This window comes from Bacillota bacterium (assembly GCA_030019365.1).
GTDB lineage: Bacteria > Bacillota > Sulfobacillia > JACIYH01 > JACIYH01 > JACIYH01.
Genome location: JASEFA010000004.1, coordinates 22,832 through 41,267 on the forward strand (window position 1 = coordinate 22,832; position 18,436 = coordinate 41,267).

At 67.0% G+C, this 18,436-nt stretch carries 21 protein-coding genes and 1 pseudogene; 11 read left to right on the plus strand and 11 right to left on the minus strand.

Translation table 11 applies throughout. The features are described from left to right. Positions 1 to 65 precede the first annotated feature (65 nt). From QME70_07965 to QME70_07985, 5 genes are all read left to right on the plus strand, one after another. Positions 66 to 500, plus strand: a complete 435-nt coding sequence (locus QME70_07965) for a hypothetical protein (protein MDI6894528.1) — start codon at positions 66 to 68, stop codon at positions 498 to 500. 49 nt (positions 501 to 549) lie between these two features. After that, positions 550 to 1,353, plus strand: a complete 804-nt coding sequence (locus QME70_07970) for a hypothetical protein (GenBank protein ID MDI6894529.1) — start codon at positions 550 to 552, stop codon at positions 1,351 to 1,353. Continuing rightward, a complete protein-coding gene (locus QME70_07975) occupies positions 1,350 to 1,496 on the plus strand; it encodes a hypothetical protein (GenBank protein ID MDI6894530.1) in 147 nt (48 codons plus the stop codon). Before QME70_07970 ends, QME70_07975 begins: the two co-directional genes overlap by 4 nt. A 280-nt stretch (positions 1,497 to 1,776) precedes the next feature. After that, positions 1,777 to 3,195, plus strand: coding sequence for an HD domain-containing protein (locus QME70_07980; GenBank protein ID MDI6894531.1), 1,419 nt, complete (start codon positions 1,777 to 1,779; stop codon positions 3,193 to 3,195). Positions 3,196 to 3,885: 690 nt separating this feature from the next. Then, positions 3,886 to 4,527 (plus strand): PilZ domain-containing protein, encoded by a 642-nt coding sequence (locus QME70_07985; protein MDI6894532.1) that lies wholly within the window; start codon positions 3,886 to 3,888, stop codon positions 4,525 to 4,527. Here the strand turns inward: QME70_07985 and QME70_07990 are convergent. The 5 genes from QME70_07990 to QME70_08010 form a co-directional block, all read right to left on the minus strand. After that, a complete protein-coding gene (locus QME70_07990) occupies positions 4,517 to 6,826 on the minus strand; it encodes a PAS domain S-box protein (GenBank protein ID MDI6894533.1) in 2,310 nt (769 codons plus the stop codon). The two genes, QME70_07985 and QME70_07990, sit on opposite strands and share 11 nt — an antisense overlap. 3 nt (positions 6,827 to 6,829) lie before the next feature. Next, entirely contained in the window at positions 6,830 to 7,921 is a 1,092-nt protein-coding gene (locus tag QME70_07995; protein ID MDI6894534.1) for an FIST C-terminal domain-containing protein, read from the minus strand. A 468-nt stretch (positions 7,922 to 8,389) separates the two neighbouring features. Beyond that, entirely contained in the window at positions 8,390 to 8,743 is a 354-nt protein-coding gene (locus QME70_08000) for a DUF5615 family PIN-like protein (protein MDI6894535.1), read from the minus strand. Then, entirely contained in the window at positions 8,743 to 9,030 is a 288-nt protein-coding gene (locus tag QME70_08005) for a DUF433 domain-containing protein (protein MDI6894536.1), read from the minus strand. The genes QME70_08000 and QME70_08005 overlap by 1 nt, the downstream gene beginning before the upstream one ends. 346 nt (positions 9,031 to 9,376) lie before the next feature. After that, the gene (locus QME70_08010) at positions 9,377 to 10,546 is read right to left on the minus strand and encodes a putative sulfate/molybdate transporter (protein MDI6894537.1); all 1,170 of its coding nucleotides are present in this window, start codon (positions 10,544 to 10,546) and stop codon (positions 9,377 to 9,379) included. 314 nt (positions 10,547 to 10,860) lie between these two features. Here QME70_08010 and QME70_08015 point away from each other — a divergent pair, with 314 nt between their 5' ends. The 6 genes from QME70_08015 to QME70_08040 are packed head-to-tail and all read left to right on the plus strand — an operon-like array spanning position 10,861 to position 14,308. Then, positions 10,861 to 12,048 carry an aminotransferase class V-fold PLP-dependent enzyme gene (locus QME70_08015; GenBank protein ID MDI6894538.1) on the plus strand — a complete coding sequence of 396 codons (1,188 nt, stop codon included), beginning with the start codon at positions 10,861 to 10,863 and terminating at the stop codon, positions 12,046 to 12,048. Next, positions 12,020 to 12,187: a hypothetical protein gene (locus QME70_08020; protein MDI6894539.1), complete on the plus strand. Its 168-nt coding sequence runs from the start codon at positions 12,020 to 12,022 to the stop codon at positions 12,185 to 12,187. The genes QME70_08015 and QME70_08020 overlap by 29 nt, the downstream gene beginning before the upstream one ends. Positions 12,188 to 12,190: 3 nt before the next feature. Next, positions 12,191 to 12,718: a (Fe-S)-binding protein gene (locus tag QME70_08025; GenBank protein ID MDI6894540.1), complete on the plus strand. Its 528-nt coding sequence runs from the start codon at positions 12,191 to 12,193 to the stop codon at positions 12,716 to 12,718. Further along, positions 12,702 to 13,505 carry a [Fe-Fe] hydrogenase large subunit C-terminal domain-containing protein gene (locus QME70_08030; GenBank protein MDI6894541.1) on the plus strand — a complete coding sequence of 268 codons (804 nt, stop codon included), beginning with the start codon at positions 12,702 to 12,704 and terminating at the stop codon, positions 13,503 to 13,505. The genes QME70_08025 and QME70_08030 overlap by 17 nt, the downstream gene beginning before the upstream one ends. 21 nt (positions 13,506 to 13,526) lie before the next feature. Beyond that, positions 13,527 to 13,802 (plus strand): MoaD/ThiS family protein, encoded by a 276-nt coding sequence (locus QME70_08035; protein MDI6894542.1) that lies wholly within the window; start codon positions 13,527 to 13,529, stop codon positions 13,800 to 13,802. A gap of 11 nt (positions 13,803 to 13,813) precedes the next feature. Continuing rightward, positions 13,814 to 14,308: a thioredoxin family protein gene (locus QME70_08040; GenBank protein MDI6894543.1), complete on the plus strand. Its 495-nt coding sequence runs from the start codon at positions 13,814 to 13,816 to the stop codon at positions 14,306 to 14,308. 130 nt (positions 14,309 to 14,438) lie between these two features. Here the strand turns inward: QME70_08040 and QME70_08045 are convergent. The 6 genes and pseudogenes from QME70_08045 to arsB all read right to left on the minus strand — a co-directional run bounded on the left by QME70_08045 (position 14,439) and on the right by arsB (position 18,354). Beyond that, positions 14,439 to 15,331: pseudogene (locus QME70_08045) on the minus strand (permease). A gap of 27 nt (positions 15,332 to 15,358) precedes the next feature. Then, a complete protein-coding gene (locus QME70_08050; protein ID MDI6894544.1) occupies positions 15,359 to 15,544 on the minus strand; it encodes a hypothetical protein in 186 nt (61 codons plus the stop codon). Then, complete coding sequence (locus QME70_08055) at positions 15,513 to 15,917, minus strand: PadR family transcriptional regulator (GenBank protein ID MDI6894545.1); 405 nt, start codon at positions 15,915 to 15,917, stop codon at positions 15,513 to 15,515. Before QME70_08055 ends, QME70_08050 begins: the two co-directional genes overlap by 32 nt. A gap of 157 nt (positions 15,918 to 16,074) precedes the next feature. After that, positions 16,075 to 16,764, minus strand: a complete 690-nt coding sequence (locus QME70_08060; GenBank protein MDI6894546.1) for a cytochrome c biogenesis protein CcdA — start codon at positions 16,762 to 16,764, stop codon at positions 16,075 to 16,077. Further along, positions 16,765 to 17,133 carry a thioredoxin family protein gene (locus QME70_08065; GenBank protein MDI6894547.1) on the minus strand — a complete coding sequence of 123 codons (369 nt, stop codon included), beginning with the start codon at positions 17,131 to 17,133 and terminating at the stop codon, positions 16,765 to 16,767. 150 nt (positions 17,134 to 17,283) lie between these two features. Then, positions 17,284 to 18,354 carry an ACR3 family arsenite efflux transporter gene (gene arsB, locus QME70_08070; protein ID MDI6894548.1) on the minus strand — a complete coding sequence of 357 codons (1,071 nt, stop codon included), beginning with the start codon at positions 18,352 to 18,354 and terminating at the stop codon, positions 17,284 to 17,286. Positions 18,355 to 18,436 lie beyond the last annotated feature (82 nt).

Here is an 18,436-nt window from a genome sequence, read left to right on the forward strand (position 1 = left end):
TGGTGGTGGTTCCCTGGCCTTCCCGGCGCCGGCCGCGGGCAATGAAGGTGTAGGGGTGATCTGCCTTGGGTTTCCTGGCACGAGGAACGCGGGCTACTGTGTGCCTTGCATTCCTTGCCGTCCTGCTTGCGGGCTGCTGGTGGTTAAGAGAGCAAGCGGCGGAAGCGCGCCCGCAGGCGGGTGAACTCGCATCCAGGGTGGCTGAACTGGAGGCGCAGTTGAGGTCCCTCAGGGAAGAACTGGCCGCCGAATGTTTGGGCCTGGTACCGGATGACGTCAACCTGAAGGAATATGCGGACCAACTGGAGCGGTCTGACGACGAGTTGCTCGAGTACTCGGTGCACGGGTATGAGATGATGGGCCGGGAGAATGCGGCGGTATATGTGAGCTACCGGGCGAGGTACCGCTCAAGCGGCCAGGTTTCGAGCTGTAAGCGGGAGCCGTGGTCTTGCATAAAGGAGAACGGGGTGTGGAAGGTGAGGTGGCTGCCGTGGCAGTGACGGTGGAAGTCGGGCACGTCGACACGCCGGGACGGCCGGGAGGGATTTCATGCGGCGCTGGAACACGTTTGCCGCCCACGTGCTGTTGATGCTTGCGGCGGGAGGGCTGGCTGTCCTCACGCTGGGGTTGCCGGTGGTTGTTTCGGCCGACCAGGCGAGCCTGGCATCGGTGTGCCTGGGGTGGCCGGTGTGGTTTGTGGTCCAGGACCAGAGCCAGTACACGCCGCCCGGAGAGCGATGGCGGACGCATTTCCTCTCCCCCTGGGAGTGTCCGTTCCAGGTGGTGTGGTGGCGCTTTCTGGTGTCGTGGGCGGCCGTGGCAGGCCTTCTCGAGATGGCGTGGCGCGCGGCAGTGTGGTGTGCCGGTGGCGGGCGGGGGGTGGCCGTGTGTGAGCGTGGGGAGGCTGGGGCTGTGGCGGGGCGGCGCAAAGGGATGTCTCGCTGGTACCTTGCCCTCGGCAGGGTTGCTGATTGCGGGTCTTTCGCGGGCTGGGATGGTGCTGCGGGACGGCAACTTGTTGACGGATTTGGGGTTTACCGTAGAAGAGGTGAAGGAGGGGGAGGAAGCGGGGGGAAGGTTTACGCGGCGGATGGGTTTGTGATCGAGGTGTATGGCAAGACGTACGAGAGGGCGGGGCGGGTTTGGGACCCGGATGGGGGGCGCTGGGTGCGGGGGTACAAAGTGGTGATCCTTTTGAACCTGGAAGAGGGCAGGGAGCGAATTGTGGGGGTAGCGATGGGGCCGGTGGGGACGGATGAGAGGGTGCTTCTTTGCGAGATTTTGGATGCCCTTTCTGAGCGGGTATGCTCTGTGCGGGAGATGTGCCCAAGCGGCGGATTTATGCTGCCATGACGGGACGCCAGTACGGAGCACTGATCGCTGCCATGGCTGAGCGCCGGGGGAGAGAGCAGGCGCTGCCCAGACTCGAACATTTCCTGGAGGAGGGGGTGCCGGTCAAGGAAGCGATTGAGCGGGTGAAGCGAAACCTCAACTGAACCAGAGGGGATTCCCTGGCCGACGCGTTGCCTCTGGCCTGATCCTCTGGCCACCTGCCCCGTTTTCTGGGGCTACTTTCGATACCTCTGGTTTTTGCAGGAGGGCTTGCCAACTGTTTGAGCGGGTGGTAGTATAAGGCGGCTGCGTTACCGGCACTGGCTCCCGGGGCTGTGGGTGCTCCGGGTGTTTGGGTTTGAGGGATAGAGCGGCTGATGGAGGACGGCAGGAGCTGTCCTCTTTGTTTGCGTGACCGCAGCGTGGCGGGGGGAGGTTTTTTTGTTGCCGGGTGGGTTGGACGTGTGGGAGGATGAGGTTTTGCGGGTTGTAGAGGCGGTGCACCGAGGACTTGAGGAGGCAGTGGGAGTACCGCTGCTCCTTGTGGACAGGCAGGGCAACGAAGTGGTGGGTACGGACCGCCTGCCCGAGCCGTGCCGTCTTTTGAGGAGCTGTACTGCTGGCGGCGGAGGCTGCCGGGAGTTCCTTGAGGGGCTGTCGTCGTACGTGGCGGGTTCGTTCAGGGAGGCCGCAGCCTACCGCTGTCCGGCGGGGGTTTTGTGCGCGGCGTGTGCCGTGGAGGTCAGCGGGCGGGCGCTCTGGGTGCTGGTTGGGCTGGGCGACCGGATTGGGATGCCGGCGGGGGGTGGTCTTGCGGTGAGGGCGGGGCGCCTCGTGCGGGCCGTGCGGGCGGTAGCGGGGGTAGCGGGTGCGGTGGCCAGGCTGGTGCTGTCCTCTGCGGTGCTGAGGCAGGCAGCGGTGGTTTCTGTTTCGGCGGATGCCGGCCTGGGGGTTGAGGCGACGTGCAGGCGCTTCGTGGAGGCGCTGGTGAACGAAGGGGGAGCAACCGGGGCAGCGGTGGTGAAGGTCTCCAACGGGGGTAGGCTGGTGGAGGTAGCCGCAAAAGGCGGGAGTGGGAGGCTTGCGCTGCGGGTGGCCCGCGCATCCCTCGATGGAAGGGAGCCGGTGCTTGCCGAGGAAGGTGGCTGCAGGGGGGCTGGGGTTCTCGTGCGGGTACGTGGCCGCCGGTTCGGGCTGGGCGTTGCCGTCCCGGCCGATGGAGTGGTGGAAGCTGCGAGGACGGCGTTTTCACTGGGAAAGGTGTTCGAGCTGGCCGTGGCCAACGCGGTGCTGCACGAGTCTGCCCGGAGCGCGCATGAGGGCACGGTCAGAGCGCTGGTGGCTGCTGTGGAAGCGCGGGACGTGTACACGCGAGGTCACTCCTTGCGGGTGGCGTCTCTGGCCAGGAAGTTGGCTGGCAGGCTGCAGGGGAACGTGGACTCGAAGGACGTCTACCTGGCCGGGCTGCTGCACGACGTGGGGAAGATAGGGTGGCCGGAATGGGTGCTGAGCAAGCCGGGGCAGCTGTCTCCGGAAGAGCGGGAGATGGTGCAGGGACATCCGGTCGTGGGAGCTGCGATCCTGAAGCGGGGCGGGTTGAGGCGGGCGGTCCTGCGTGCAGTCCGGCACCACCACGAAAACTGGGACGGCAGTGGGTACCCGGACGGCCTGAGGGGCCGGGAGATCCCTATGGCGGCGCGGCTGATCAGGGTTGCAGACGCGTACGACGCCATGTGTTCGGAGAGGCCGTACCGTCCGGCGCTGGCACGTGAGGCCGCCCTTCTCGAGCTGCGGAAGGGTGCGGGAAGGGAGTTTGATCCAGCTCTGGTGGCGGTGTTTGAGCGGGTGATGGGCGGCGGCTAGCGCCGAGGAGGGTGGCGCCGCATGCTGCCTCAGCGAGACCGACGGCGGGGTACAGGGCGTGCACCCAGGAAAAGCTGATCCACCACGCCTGTAAGGAGATCCACAGTGCGGCGGGCTGCGGTGCCGAGGGGCTGGGGGTTTTCAACGCAGGTACGGCCTCAGGTTCGCCGGGCAAGGGGGTGGGCCGGTTGGGCTGCCCGGAGACGCCAAACCCACCACCCGCCCTTCCGGGGCAACGCGGGTTCAAACCCAAACCCTTAGCCTCCTGGTTGAACCACGTGAATTACAGGGTTCAGTAGCTTCTTTGCTGCGCCTTACCCACAGCGGGGGTTGGGGTCGGAGAGGCCCGGCCACTCCCTCAGGCTGCACCACCTTGCGGTTAACTCCCGCAGCTCGGCAGGATTCTTTTCCTTGCGGCCTCCGAGCCGCCGGGCAGTCCTGGTCATGGTCGAAGTGGCACCGGACCGCGTCGCGCACGGCTTCCTTGAGTTCTGCGAGGGAGTCCGCCTCGGTGAAGATTGAGTAGCCAAGCGCACGCGCCTGGTAGCCGCCCTCGGGGGATACGCGGCCAAAAACGGGGACACCTCCGCCGCGTTGCGGAACGATGGCGGCGCTTTGCCTGCCTCCGGAGGGGTATAGGGCGTCCGGGCCGCCACCCGATATTTGAAGCGGAAAGGGTGGGTGGTGGCCGTGGATATACAGGAGCTGTACAGGCTGCACCTGGAGACCGGTTCGGGCGCGAGGGTGGAGGTGAGCAGCCGGGGTGGGGTGTGGGAAGGAAGGTGGGTGGTTTCGGATGGCGACTTCCAGGTATCCCTGGCGGCGGAACCGGCGGGCAACGCCGGCGAGAGCAGGGTGCCCGACCTGTTCCGGGCCGACCTGCGGGTGCATCTTGGGACCGGCATTCACTCCTTCCCTGCCCGGCTGCGGCGCCTGAAGGGCACGGTGTGGAGGGTTTCCCTCGCCGGCCCGGTGAAGGTCATGCAGAAGCGCCGGGCTGTCCGGCTGCCCGTTGACCTAGAGGTGCTGTGCCGGACCCGCGGGGAGGAGAAGGTGAGGGCGAAGGACGTAAGCCCGGGTGGGATACTGCTCCAGGGAGCGGGCGAACTGAAGGTGGGGGAAGAGTTAGAGCTTGCGTTTGCTGAAAAGCCGTGGTCGGAGCTGGGCCCGGTCAAGGGCGCGGTGGTGTGGACGCAGCGTGCGGGGGACGGCTGGACCTGCGGTGTTGACTTCCGGGAGCTGAGCTGGCAGCAGGAGCGGTTGCTCGTACACCTGGTGGCCAGGGGGCTGGCGAGCCGGGCGGCCCGCCAGGCCCGGCAGGTCAAGCCGTGACGGCGAGGAACTTCCGGACCAGTTCCGGGTCGAACTGCAGGCCCGCCATTCGGTGGAGTTCGTCGAGCGCCTCCCGGGGGCTGAGGGCCACGGGGCGGTAGGGCCGGGGGTTGGTCATGGCGTCGTAGGCGTCGACGACGGCCAGTATGCGGCAGGGAAGCGGTATTGCCGGCCCCTTGAGGCCCGCCGGGTATCCGGTCCCGTCCCAGCGTTCGTGGTGGTGCAGTATGTACTCGGCGACGGGCGCCAGCTCCGGCGTGGCCCGGGCGATGCGGTAGCCTATCTCCACGTGCTGTTGCATCAGCCTGCGCTCTTTGGCGGACAACCGGCCCGGCTTGAGCAGTACCCTGTCCGGCACCCCGATCTTCCCTATGTCGTGGACCAGCGCGAGGGTGGCCAGCGCAGGCTTGCGTGACTCGCTGAGGCCGCATGCTTCCGCCAGGCGGACGGCCAGGTCTTTGAGGCGCCTCGTGTGCTCCTCGCTTTCCAGGTCGCGTTCGGCCAGGGCCGAGAGCAGCGCCCGCACGAGGTGCCCCGGGGCACCCGACCCCGCGGCTGCCTTGCCGGTGTACATGGCGCGGTCCGCCGCCTTGAGGGCGTCTCCCAGGGGCTTGTCCGGCCACTCGGCCACGGCGGTGCCCACCGCCAGGGAGAGGGGCAGGTCTTCTTCCCGGATCGAGCTGTTGTATTCCCCGATGGCCTCATGGATGCGGCGGACGATGGCCTCGCCCTTGGGCTCGCATGTCCGGGGCAGGACGACGGCGAACTCGTCTCCCCCGATGCGCGCCACCAGGTCTCCCGGGCGGAAGCAGGCCCTGAGCACACCTGCCGCTGCCTGGAGCACCTGGTCCCCGCGGTCGTGCCCCAGCCTGTCGTTGATGGATTTCAGGCCGTTCACGTCCGCCACCATGACGACCATGGGGTACTGGGAGGGGTCGTCCTTCCAGGTCTGCAACTGCTGGTCGAAGAAAGCCCGGTTGTAAAGGCCCGTCAGCGCGTCGTGCGTGCTCAGGAACTCCATCTTCGCCTCGGCCAGCTTGCGTTCTGTGACGTCCATCAGGGACCCCAGCAGGCAGGGGCGGCCGTTGAGCTCGGCGCGGGTCCCCAGCACCTCGCAGGTGATGATGGTCCCGTCCCTGCGCAGGCCCCGGAAGGTGTAGCGGATTGACCCGGTTTCCCCGGCCAGCGTGCGCCTGAAGTTCTCCGCCACCGTTTCGCGGTCGTCCGGGTGGGTGAGGTCGAGCGGGCCGAGGCGGTCTATGATTTCCTCCGGAAGGTAGCCGAAGGTCGATGCCAGCGCGGGGTTCACGTAGCGGAACAGACCATCCTGGACCAGGTAGACGCCGACCAGGGTGTTTTCCGTCAGCAGGCGGTAGCGGGACTCCGATTCCCTGAGCTTTTGCTCGAGGGCCTTGCGTTCGGTCACGTCGATGACGATGCCCATGATGTGGGAGGTCTCGTTGCGGGCGCCGCTCAGGGTGGCGGTGACTTCGCCCCAGAACGTGCGGTCGTCCCGCCGCCTGAAGAGGATTTCGTGGCCCCTGACGGAGCCTTCGGCGAGGATGCGGTCGAGGAAGGCCCTGCGGTCGTCGGGGTTGGCGTAAAGGTCTGGCCAGGTGACCTCTCCCAGTTCGCGCCTGCTGTGGAAGCCGAACATGGCCAAAAACGCCGGGTTGGCGTCGAGGAACTGGCCGGCCAGCATGCTCCGGTATATACCCGCGTTGATGTGGTCGAGCACTTCGCGGTAGCGGGCTTCTGATCGGGCGAGGGCGTCCTCGGCACGCCGGCGGCCGCTGCGTTCCTCAGCCAGGCTTTCCTCGTACGCCAGGCAGGCCAGTGCCGCGGTGTGCACCCTGGGGGCGAGCCCCTCGAGGACTCCTGCCAGGTCCCTGGCGGCCCCGGTGCGGGAGAAGACGAGCTGCAGGACCAGCAGCCTTCCTACCGGGAACAGGAGAACCTCCTTTTCCTGGCCTGTCAGGTGGCCGCATGCGGCTTCGAATTCCGGGTCACCCTCAGCCTTCACGTCGGGCTGCCCCAGGGAGAGGACCTGGCGTACGGCACGCAGCGTGGCCTCCGGCGGGTGGGCCCTGTGCTGGCCCGGTCCGGCCGTCGCCGCCGGCTGCGGCTGCTTCCCCTCTCTGAGCAGCCAGGCTGTGCCCCGGTGAGCGCCCGATGCGCGGACCAGGGTCTTCAAGAGGTGCTCGAGCATCTGGTCGATGTCGAGGCTCTGCCCGATGGACAGGGCGATCTCGTAAGACAGCGAGAGGGCCCCCATGACCCTGACCAGGTCGGCGTCCACCCTTCATGCCACCCCCACGACCGTGGTCTTGTTGTAAAACTCCACGTAGCGGTCCCCCCGGGAGGCCACCTCTCCCAGGCTCAGGAACCCGAAGACGGGGATGCCAGGGGGAAGGGCGTCCCTTATGGCGCGGAGCTCGCGTTCCATGGCCTCTTCCAGGTACAGCACGCGGGAGATGCAGTCGATCACCAGCGCTGCCCTCGGCGGCGCGGCCGCGCGCCGGGCGTGGGCGAGGGTTGCCCGCCTGGCAGCCTCGCCCGCCGCTCTGACCAGATGATCGGGATCTCCCTTCATGAGCATCAGGACTGAGTTCTGGGGGACTTCGCCGACCAGGATCAGCGAGCCGTCTGGTTCGGTTCTGATGGGGTCCCTCACCACCACGCTGCCGTCAAGCCTGGCCATCCCCAGGGGAAAGCGCTTGGCGACGTCGAAGAAGTTGCCCTCGTGCAGGGTCTCTCCCGAGCAGCGCTCGATCGCCTGCCTGTACACCTCGAAAGCCGGTCTCCAGTTGAGCTCCTTCAGGCGGGTACCCTCGGCCCTGGTGGCGACGTAGGGTCCCTGGAATGCCTGCCAGCCGTGCTCGACCCCGACGGCCACGGTCTGGTCTGTGGCGGCCAGTATGGCTCCTCCGGCGAAGATGCCGTCGCGGGTGAACAGGCACGGTTCCCGGCGCAGGGTGAGCCTGCCTGCGCCGCCCCCGACGAACGTGGTCCCCGGGCCGCAGGAAGCGAACAGGCCGTGCAGGAAGTCGGATATATCGGCCGCCATGCCGTCGAGGAGGACGAGGAGCGTGGTGTTCTGCCCCTGCTCGAGCCGCGGTTCCCCCAGGCTACTGAACTGAAGAACGCGCACAGGGTCCGTGAACGCGCAGGCGACCGCCCCGCTCCTGTACCAGCGGTCGCCGAAGATGACCCCCGGGAAGACGCCTCCGAACACCTCGGCGTCGAGTTCCCGGAACAGAGGCGCCACCCGCTCGAACTCGAAGGGCGTCCCTTCAGCCACCATGACCATGATGCCCGGGGCGCCCCGGAACCCCGTCAGGAACTCCTCCCAGTCCACGTCGGGCCCCGGGCGCATGGCGGCTTGGGCAAACATGCAACCACCGCCTTCCTGCGTGTTCTCAGGTGCCCCGGGGCTGGAGGTACACGTGAGAGTGGTTAGGGGTGGAAGTGCCTGTGTGTCCGGGGCCGTGTGCAGGTATGTCTGTCGCTTCCCTGGATCGTCGTGTCGTGTGCGCTTGCCAAGTGGTATTTTCGCCCATGGGGCTGCAGTTCCTGCGGGGTGTCTTTGTGCTTTGGGCACGCCGTACATGGTATGGCAGCTAGTTCTCCCGAACTCAGTTCTCCCCACCTGCTGACGCGTGGTTCTGGATGGCCTCCGAGTCGGGGAGATGTTCCCTTGCCAGTTCAACGCGCTTTCTGGCGAGGCCGGCCCCTACCCGGTACTGGTGGTCCAGACCGCGACCCTTCCCGACCGTGGGCGGAACAGGGGTCCGCCAAGCGTGGTTAACGCCGTCGGCCAACGTCGGATAACAAAGGCGTGCTGCGTGGTTCCCGGACTTTGTTAGGTCCGAAAGCCAGTGAGCCACTGGATCCGGTCAGTAAACGGTTCACTTCCGATCTGGGCAAGCAGGCGCAGGGTTAACCTGAGGAGCTCCTTGAAGGGCATTTGGGGCGCAAGGGTGATCGCGGCGTGGGACGGGCGTGTGCGGGAGTATTCTTGCGCGAGGTGTATGTAATCGCGGACGTTATGCGTGAAAAGGACGCGGCCCTGGGACGTGGCGAAGTCGCCTTGCTGTGCGTCGGACCTGCCGATCATGCCGGCCTCTGCAGTGGTCAGGACATCGTACCCGCGATGGCGCAGTACTGCTGCCAGCAGTGGGCGGACGTCTTCGTCGAAGAGGCGGATGGTGGCCATCAGTTTCCTTCCTGCGAATCAGGGGCTGAAGGCACGGTACGTACGCACGTTTCCTGGTCGATTTCTTCCTTGTGATCGTAGTAGTACGAGAGGGCGTCGTACACCTGGGCCAGGGTCAGGTGGGGGAATTCGCGGACGAGTTCTTCGGGGGTCATTCCCTGCCGCAGGACGTAGAAGACTACCGAACTGACGGGGAATCGGGTGCCGCGTATGACCGGGCGGCCCCCGCAGCAACCGGGGACTCGGGTCACGTGGGGGTGGAGGACTTCAGGGCGGGGAAGAGCCAAGTCCGATCACCTCCCTGGTATTATACCAGGGCCTGCGCTCCCTGTTGCGCTGTTGCCGCTTCCGGGCAGCGCCGTTTGTTTTGGTCCACACAACGGGCATCGTGCGACGTGCATGGAAACCGTGGCCCTACCTGGGAGGACGGCCTCACCAACTTGATCTACCCAACCGTGAGAGGAGCACCACTCTTGGAACTCGTCCGGTTGGCCAAGACCCGGTGGTGTCGTTCTGGGAGACGCTGTCCAACCCTGGACGATCCCGCATGTGCGTGACGAAATACAGAGGTTGCTGGCTGCGTCGGCCGGTGTGCCGTGTGCGGTTAGGCGTGAGACGATGATATGGAGACAGTTAACAAGCTGGTGCCAGGTGCACCCACCGCCTCTTTGAGGCGTGCCAGAGGATAACGCCGACCAGGAAGGCGGTTCCCATGTTCCACATGGCCAGGGCAGTGGTGATGATGGCGAGAGGGAAGTCCCCGGCAGGCAGTTCCCAGATCTTGCTGGTTGCGGCCAGTTCGAGGCCGGAGAAGAAGAGGATCACACCCAAGACGCCGGCGGGGAACAATCTGAAGGCCACAGTTACGCCCTCACCGAAGAGAAGCGTAGCGGCCAGAAGGAGGCCTCCCAGGATCACCAGTGCGCCTCCCGTGCGGGCGCCGAACCGGACGTGGCCGGCCATTCCTCCCGCTCCGTGGCACATGGGGACCCCGCCGAAGAAGGGTGCCGCGAGGTTGATTATGCCGGTGGAAACTGCCACCTTCCGTACAGTGATGGGACGGTGCGGGAAAAGCTCGTTGTTCTCGGCGACTATCGCGATGATGGCGTTTCCCAGGGTCAGGGGAAGCTGGGGGAGGCCGAGGAGAAGGGTACCGGAGACGAAGTCGCTGAGGTGCAGCCGCGGGATCCCAAGATGCGGTAGGCGAAGGCCAATGCTTTGCGTGACCTGGGCGGCCAGGGCGGGATGGCGGGCCAGGCCGACGGCCAGACCCAGGATGAGCAGCGCGAACATGGCCGGCATCCGGCGGTTGGGGAGTAGCAGCAGAGCCGCCAGGAAGGCCGCCACGGCGACGACGGGGTCGGCATGCATGGTACTCAGGCCCTCGCGCATGAAGCTCAGGGCCAATCCGAGTACCATCCCCCTGACCACCGGCGGCCTGGCCAGTGCGGCGACCCTATCCACCGTGTTGGTAAGACCCAGGACCAGCCAGGTCAGGCCGGTGAACACTCCGGCTCCCCACACCATGGCCGGAGTGACGGAACCAAGTTGCATGGTGGAAGCGATTCCTATCGCTTTCATGGGCTGGATTGGTATTGGCGTCCGGTAGTACAGGCCGGCTACGATCTTGGCGAGGGCAAAGGCGAACAGCAAGCCTACCGGGTCCACCCGCAGCACGGTTACGTATGCCAGGACGAACGGCACCAGGGTACCCATGTCCCCGAACGCACCGGCCCATTCCATGCGGTCATAGCTGTTACCGCGCAGGCAACGAAGGAGGGTTCCTGCGGCCTTTCTTACCACAACCGGTCTTCCCCCGCCTTGAGTCGTGGAACTCTTTGGTGAGTGCTGCAGTGTACCACCCTCCTGGCGGCCAGGTGTTGGGATAAGCCAAGCTCCCGAAGTTGCCGCCTCGTCCTTGATGCCCAGGCTGGCCAGGCAGCTCTTCGCGGCGTCCGGGTCGGGGAAGTGTTTCTTCACCAGTTCCAGGTGTTCCTGTCTCGAGCGCGGTGCTGGTGCCGGTGGTCCTGGGAGCGACCCGCTGCGGTTGACCCCAGAGCGGCTGCGGTATATATTGCTTGTGGAGACTATTCCCCTTCCTTCCAGAGGTTTTGCTGGTGGAAATCTACCTGGACAATGCAGCTACGTCCTACCCCAAGCCTGAGTGCGTCTACCGGGCGGTGGAGGAGTTCATGCGGGGCGTGGGAGCGAGCGCCGGGCGCGGGGGCTACCGGCGCGCGCTGGAGGCCGACCGCGTAGTGTACGCTGCCCGCCGCGCCGTGAGCACGCTGTTGGGAGTCGAGGACCCGAAGAGGGTGGTATTCACCGCCAACGCCACTGCGTCTTTGAACCTGGCCCTGAAGGGGCTGCTCGGGGAAGGCGACGTGGTAATCACCAGCTCTTGGGAGCACAACGCCGTGTGGCGCACACTCAAGTGGCTCGAGAGAGCCCGGGGCGTCCAGGTGCGGGTGGTGCCTCCCGGTGGGGCGGGGCCCTTTGACCTCACCGTGTTCCGGGAGTGGCTGCGGGAGCGTCCGCGGTTGGTGGTCGTTACGGGTGCTTCGAACGTCACCGGCGTGCTGCTTCCCGTGCCCGAGATCGGCGAACTGTGCCGGGTTCAGGGGGTGCCGCTCCTCTTGGACGCCGCCCAGACGGCGGGCGCGGTCCCCGTCGACGTGGCGGAGTTGGGGGTGTGCCTCCTGGCCTTCACCGGCCACAAGGGGCTGCTGGGTCCCCAGGGCACCGGCGGGCTCTACATAGGGGAAGGAGTTGAGCCGGAGCCGCTCAAGCACGTGGGTACCGGCAGCGAGTCAGCGAGGGAAGACCAGCCCCGGAGCCTGCCCGACCGGTACGAGGCGGGCACCTTGAACGTCCCCGGCCTGGCGGGTTTGGGTGCTGGGGTGGAGTTCCTGCTCGAGCAGGGTGTGGAGCGGGTGGGCCGGCGGGAAGCGGAACTGGCAGCTCATCTGGCGGAAGGCCTGCGGAGCATCCCGGGGGTGGCGGTGTACGGCCACGACGGCGGGCCGCACGTGGGGGTGGTTTCCTTCAACGTGGAGGGGGTGCCCTGCGAAGAGGTGGCGTACGTGCTGGACCGGGTCTACGGGATCATGGTGCGGGCGGGGTTGCACTGCGCGCCGTGTGCCCACCGCGTGCTGGGTACGCTGGCCACGGGCACCGTGAGGGCTAGCTTCGGGTACTACAGCGGCGAATCGGATGTCAGTGCCCTGCTCGAGGCGGTGCGCGAGATCGCCGGGCGGGTGAGGGGGGGTGGGGGGCTTGGCCAAGGCCTTCGTGGTGGTGGGTGAGGAAGAACAGGTCTGGCTGCAGAGGATCTGCATAGACGCCGACGCCCGGGAGGCGCTGGAGTTCCTGCGCCGCGTAGTCCTGCCCCAGCTCAAGAAGGAAGTCCCGTGCATGCGGGGGAAGATCGGCACGGGGGAGTGAGGCGTGCTGCTGCGCAGCATAGACATCCTGTATATAGAACCGTGCACCGCGGAAGAGGGCAAGATCCGCCTGCGCGCGTCCCTGAGTGACGATGTGACGCCGGTGATGCCGTACCTGGGGAGCCTGTGGAGGGCGGCAGAGTACAACCCTGCCGGCCCCTCGGTGACGCTCAAGCGGGGGCCGAGGGTGATCGGGCTCCACCCCCGAGAGGTGACGGTTACCAAGCTGGAGAACACGACCGACGCGTGGGAGACGCTGGAGTGGCTCAGGAGCGCGATTAACGCCGCCTGGGAGAGGAGACACGAGCTGTCACCGGCCTGCCCGGACCGGCGGGCACCTGGCGCCCTGGAGGTGTGGAGGCTGCTGCCGCGCACCAACTGCCGGCGGTGCGGGGAGCTTACCTGCATGGCGTTCGCCGCGAGGCTGGTCATGGGGGAGCAGCGGCTCTCGGGCTGCCCCGCCCTGGGGGAGGCCGGGTACGCCTCCGCCCGGGAGGCCCTGGAGGAACTGGTGGGTGAGGGTGCGTGGTGAAGGGGCCCGGGGGAGGAGGGCCGTGGGGACCATGCCGCGAGCCGGATCCCGGGGGGCGGGAGCCTGGCGCCGGGTCGAGGAGATGCTGGCCGGGGACGGACCGGTGGTCGTGAGCCTGGCCCCCTCTTACGTGGCGGCGTTCGAGGCCTCTCCCGGGCAGGTGGTGGCGGCGCTGCGGTCGCTGGGTTTCCGGGTGGTGGAAGAGACCGCCTCGGTGCTGGGGGAGATGATCAGGCGGCGGGAGGAGATGGCGCGGGAGGCGGTCCCGGTCCTTTCGGGTTCGTGCCCGGTGGTAAGGCGCCTGATCGCCGGGGAGTTCCCGTGGCTGCTTCCCCGGGTCGAGCCGGCTTCCGCCATGGGGCTTCACCTCGCCCGGCTCAGGTACCGGTACCCGGGTGCGCGTGCGGTCTTCCTGGGGCCGTGCGAGGCCAAGCGCCTGCTGCCCGAGCCCGTGCAGCCGGACGCGGTGCTCACCTTCCGGGAAGTGGCGTCCTGGTGGTACGCCAGGGGAATCGACCCCGGGCGGTGCGAGCCCTCGGTGCCCGACCGCACGGCGGACGCCCTGGCCCGTATCTCGGTGGCCGTGGTTCACGCAAGTGGGCTGGAGGAATGCCGCCGGATGCTTTCCCGGGTCAGCGCCGGTCCCTGGGAGGGACTGCCCTACCTGGAGATCACCGCCTGCCCCGGCGGGTGCCTGAACGGGCCGGGGATGCCGCCGGCGGACGCAGGGGAGCGCCGGCAGAAGGCAGTGCAGTACGCCATGGAGGCGGAGTTGTGCCTCCGCTAAGCCGGCGGGAGGTGTGAGGTGTTGGCGGTAGCAAGGCTCAATGTCGAGCTGGGAGGGGGCCTCGGGCGGCTGGTGGGCAAGGAGAGCGTGGAAGTGGAGCTGGACCTTCCCGCGCGCAGGGAGGAGGTGATCTCCGCCCTGGCGGAGCAGGTACCGGAGTTGTCGCGCCTGCTGGGCACGGGGGAAGCGGCGAGGTCCCTGGTGGCCGTGAGCGTGGGGGGCGTGGTGCTGCGCGAAGGGCAGGAGGTCGGCCCCGGGGACTCCGTGTCGGTGTTCATGGCCTTTGCCGGAGGGTGAGGGGGGAGAGCGTGATACCGGGAGTGCGCCTGGTGGTGGTGGGGGGCGTGGAGGTGGGCCTCATCGGCCTGGACGAGGCCTTCGCGGAGCTCGAGGCGGCCGGGATCGTTGACCCCGAGGGACGCAAGGCTTTCCTGCTCTCCCGCGTCAAGGAGAAGAACTACGTGCCTGGGCGCAGGGAGGTGGCCTACGCGGAGGCGCTGCTCGAGGAGTACCTGGTGTGGAAGGGGGAGCGGCCGCCGCGGAAGAGTGCGGTCCCCAAGGTGAAGGTGCTGGGGCCGGGATGCCCCAACTGCCAGGCGCTGGAGCGCCTGGTGCTGGACGTCCTGGGCGAGCTGGGGGTGGGGGTTGACTTCGAGCACGTGCGCGACCCGCGGGAGATAGGGCGGTTCGGGGTGTTCGCCTCGCCCGCGCTGGCGGTGGGGGACCGCCTGCTCGTGTCGGGGCGGGTGCCGCGCCGGGAGGAACTGAAGAGGATGCTGCAGGAGGCCCTGGAGTCGCGCTGAGGGATCCTAACCCGGCACGTCCCGCAGCTACCGCGGCCCGGTACTGGCCTGTCTCTGGCGTCACACCTGACGGCGAAGGGTTCAGGGTACTACCGGCGCATCACCCGATGACACGGGCATCGGCAGAAGGTCAGCGCAGCGCCTCCAGCACCAGCCCGGTGGCCACCGCTACCAGGAAGACGGTGAGGGCGAAGGTCGCTACTGTTCTTTTCTTGAAGAGGGAACCCAGCAGGGCGAGCTCGGGGATGCTGGCCCCCGCCCCCCGATGAGCAGGGCGACCACAGCCCCCAGGCTCATGCCCTTGGAGGCGAGCACCGCCCCGATGGGGATGATAGTCTCGGCGCGGATGTACATGGGGACTCCGAGAGCAGCCGCCACCAGTATGGCGAAGGGATTGTGCGGTCCGGCCAGCCTGACGACGAGCTCCTGGGGCACGAATCCGTAGATGAACGCTCCGACCGCAGCGCCGACGAGGAGGTAGGGGAGCACCTGGCGGAACAGGCTCAGCGCGAACGCCAGGGCGGCGGCCAGGGCGCCGGGGGCAGGGCGCGACCCGGTCCCCTGCTCGTCGTCCCTCACGACCCTCACCCGCTTGACGTCGGCGGCGAGCCCCGCACGTTCCCAGAGGCGGCCCGAGATTACGCTGAGGGGGAAGACGAGGGCGGTGTAGGCGGCCGCGGTGGCCGGGCCCAGAATGGTGGCCATCATGGTGAGGATGACCGGGTTGAGGAGGGGTGAGGCGATGAGGAAGGCGCTGGCGGCGCCGAAGGGGACGCCCGCCCCCAGCATGCCCGCCAGGATGGGGATGGTGGAGCAGGAGCAGAAAGGCGTGACGGCTCCGAACGCCGCCGTGAGCACCGTGGCCACCCAGGCGTTCCTCCTGCCCAGGACGCTCTGGACCCTCTCGGGGGGAAGGAAGTGTGTGACGAGGCCCACCAGGAAGGTGACGGCGAGGAACAGTACCACCAGTTCGCCGGTGATGACGAGAAACCACCGGCCTGCCGCTGCCAGCGTGGATGTCATTTGTCGGGGCCCCCCGTCAGCGGAGTCTCAGCTGTCCTTCTCCTTCGGGTCGTCGGCCTGTCCGGCGCGCCCGGCGCCGGAGTCCTTCTGCTCCTTTGGCGCCTCCTCGGGTTCCTCGACGATGCGGACTCCGCAGCAGCAGGACCCGCCGCCGCCCAGGAGGCGCCGCCACAATCCTTGGTTACCCTTTGACTTCCCGGGCAAATCCGGCATCCACTTTCACCTCCACCGTCTCCCGTTCACCCTCGAGCGCCCGCTGCACGAGGGGTACCACCTCCGCCCAGGCCTGTGCCGCCGCCCGGTACGCCTGCTCCCCCCGCGGGGTGAGGCGGTACACCCGCCGCCGGCGCGCCCCGGTGAAGTCGGGCCGGCTTTCCAGGTAACCCTCCCGCTCCATCTCGTCCAGGAGGGGGTAGACCGTGGCCAGGGTGGGGGTGCAGCAACCGGAGGTCAGGGTGCTGAGCTCCCGTACCGCCGCGTAGGCGTGGCGGGGGGCGCGGTGGAGCACCATGAGGAGGAAGAACCGGGACAGGCCCAGGTTTATCTGGTGTTTCCAAAACTCCTTGCTGGTGAGCTCCGGCACCACAGCTTGCCCCCCGATATATAGGTATCCTACGCATCCCTTATACCACCGGCGACAGGGCATGTCAAGGCGGCTGCACAGTAGATGTACAGTAGAGACCGTCGTTGAGAGTGCCTGCAGGGTGCCGGGCGGCGGGGTTCTGCATGACGGCCGACACCGGCTATGCTGACCAGGCGTAGTAAAGGCCGAAGCCGATGAGCACTAAGCCGGCCGCCTTTTCGAGCCATGAGGTCCAGCGGGAGATGAGGGGCACCTGTTTTAGGGCTGCGGTGAAGGTGGCGGCCAGTGTGAGGGGCGCGCCCCTGCCCAATCCGTAGGCGAATAGCAGGCCGGTACCGAAGGCCAGCTTGCCCTGGGCCATGACAAGGGTGAGGATGGCTAGCAGGACCGGCGTTGCGCACTGGGAGCCGGCCACGCCGAGCACGAGGCCGAGGAAGAAAGCTCCCGCGAGGCCGCCGGCGGGGAAGCGCCTGAGCGAGCGCAATCCGACCGACGGCAGGGACACCTGCACTAGGCCGGCGAGGTGCAGGCCGGCGAGGATGCTGACGGCAGCCGCCAGGTAGTAGAGGACGGTTCGGGAAAAGCCCAGCAGGCCGCCCAGGGTGGCTGCGGCAACCCCCATCATGGTGAAAGTGACCGACGTGCCCAGGGTGAAGGAAACGCCCAGCCAGAACCCCTTCCACCCCGCCGCTTCGCGCTGCCCCGTGGTATACGCCACGAGGAGAGGGATGATGGAGAGGTTGCATGGACCCAGGCTGGTGACGAGGCCGCCGAAGAACGCGAGGGCGAAAGCAACGGCCGCATGGCCGCCGGTGAGGTGGGCAAGGTGGCGGGCCAGGGTGGCCTCCATCTAGCTGCCTCCCGCGAGTCGGGTCAGGGCAGCGCGCATCTCTTCAACAGGTATGACGCCGACAGCCCTGGCTACCACCTGTCCGGATTTATCGAGCAGGAACGTGGTGGGAATGAACTGAACGCCGTACTGCCGGACCAGATCCTCCTCCGTGCGGTCTTCCACGTTGACGGAGACGAACGCCACCCTGCCCTCGAACTCCGGGCGCAGGCGGTCAAACACTGCCTCCATCTCCTTGCACGGCTCGCAGTTGGAAGAGTGGAAGAGCAGCCATACCGGGAGGCCGCGCTGCCTGGCTGCGGCGAGCGCCGCCCGGGACGGACTGGATGGGCTTTCGGTTTCGCCCCGGTGAGCCAGCTGTTTTCCCACCACGATGGCGGTTAGGGCGAGGAGAAGGGCGAGCGGGACGAGGAGGCGTCCCGCTCTTGACCTGGCGAAGCTGCTGCCCGGCAGGTGGCATCACCCCTCTTACTTGGAAGCGGCTTCCCGGTGATCCCGGTGGGCACCCGAGGTGGCGCCTCACGAGCGCCACGCCGGGGTGACGTCCGGGCGGTAGTAGCGGCGGTGGAACGCGAGGGCCACGTTGACCAGCGCCAGCATCACCGGGACCTCTATGAGGGGACCGATGACGGCGGCGAAGGCCTGGCCGGAGTTGAGCCCGAACACCGCCACCGCCACCGCGATGGCCAGCTCGAAGTTGTTGCTGGCGGCGGTGAAGGAGAGGCTGGTCGTCTGCGGGTAGTTCACCCCGAGGCGCATGCTGAGGAAGAAAGACGCCAGGAACATGACGACGAAATAGACGATGAGGGGTATGGCTATCCTGACCACATCCAGGGGCAGCCTGACGATGTATCCGCCCTTGAGGGAGAACATGACCACGATGGTGAAGAGGAGGGCTATGAGGGCCAAGGGGCTAATGCGGGGGACGAACCGCTCCTCGTACCATTTCTCGCCCTTGAGGGGTGCGAGGATGGTCCTGGTGAGGAAGCCGGCCACGAAGGGGATGCCCAGGTAAATGGCAACGCTCTTCGCCACCTCGCCGATGGTGACGTGCACCACGGCACCTTTCAGTCCGAAGACGGTGGGGAGGATGGTAATGAACACGTAGCTATAGACCGAGTAGAAGAACACCTGGAAAAGGGAGTTGAATGCCACCAGGGCGGCGGCGTACTCGCTATCGCCCCGCGCCAGGGCGTTCCACACGATGACCATGGCGATGCAGCGGGCCAGGCCGATGAGGATGAGCCCCACCATGTATTCGGGGTAGTTGCGCAAAAAAGTGATGGCCAGGATGAACATCAGGATGGGGCCGATGATCCAGTTCTGGACGAGAGACAGGGCGAGCACCCGGGTGTTGCGGAACACCTTGCCCAGTTCACCGTACCTGACCTTGGCCAGGGGAGGGTACATCATGACGATGAGGCCGACGGCGATGGGGATAGAGGTGGTGCCGACTGACAGCCTGTCAAGCAGGTCAGCCACCCCGGGGAACACGTACCCCAACGCCACCCCGGCGGCCATGGCCAGGAGTATCCACAAGGTGAGCAGGCGGTCGAGCAGAGAGAGCCCGATGGTACGGTTCTCGGCCAACGGAGCTGCCACTCCTTTCCGAGTGTGCTTCTCCCGCCGGTCTGGCGGGCTATCACTCATTGAGCATATCTTCATCCTCTTC

Excerpts from the sequence above, each read along its gene's own strand:
- QME70_08000 (MDI6894535.1), bottom strand. The coding sequence starts at position 8,743 with ATGGCCACCATCCGCCTCTTCGACGAAGACGTCCGCCCACTGCTGGCA.
- QME70_08050 (MDI6894544.1), bottom strand. The coding sequence starts at position 15,544 with ATGCCGGATTTGCCCGGGAAGTCAAAGGGTAACCAAGGATTGTGGCGG.
- QME70_08060 (MDI6894546.1), bottom strand. The coding sequence starts at position 16,764 with ATGGAGGCCACCCTGGCCCGCCACCTTGCCCACCTCACCGGCGGCCAT.
- QME70_07975 (MDI6894530.1), top strand. The coding sequence starts at position 1,350 with ATGACGGGACGCCAGTACGGAGCACTGATCGCTGCCATGGCTGAGCGC.
- QME70_07970 (MDI6894529.1), top strand. The coding sequence starts at position 550 with ATGCGGCGCTGGAACACGTTTGCCGCCCACGTGCTGTTGATGCTTGCG.
- QME70_07995 (MDI6894534.1), bottom strand. The coding sequence starts at position 7,921 with ATGTTTGCCCAAGCCGCCATGCGCCCGGGGCCCGACGTGGACTGGGAG.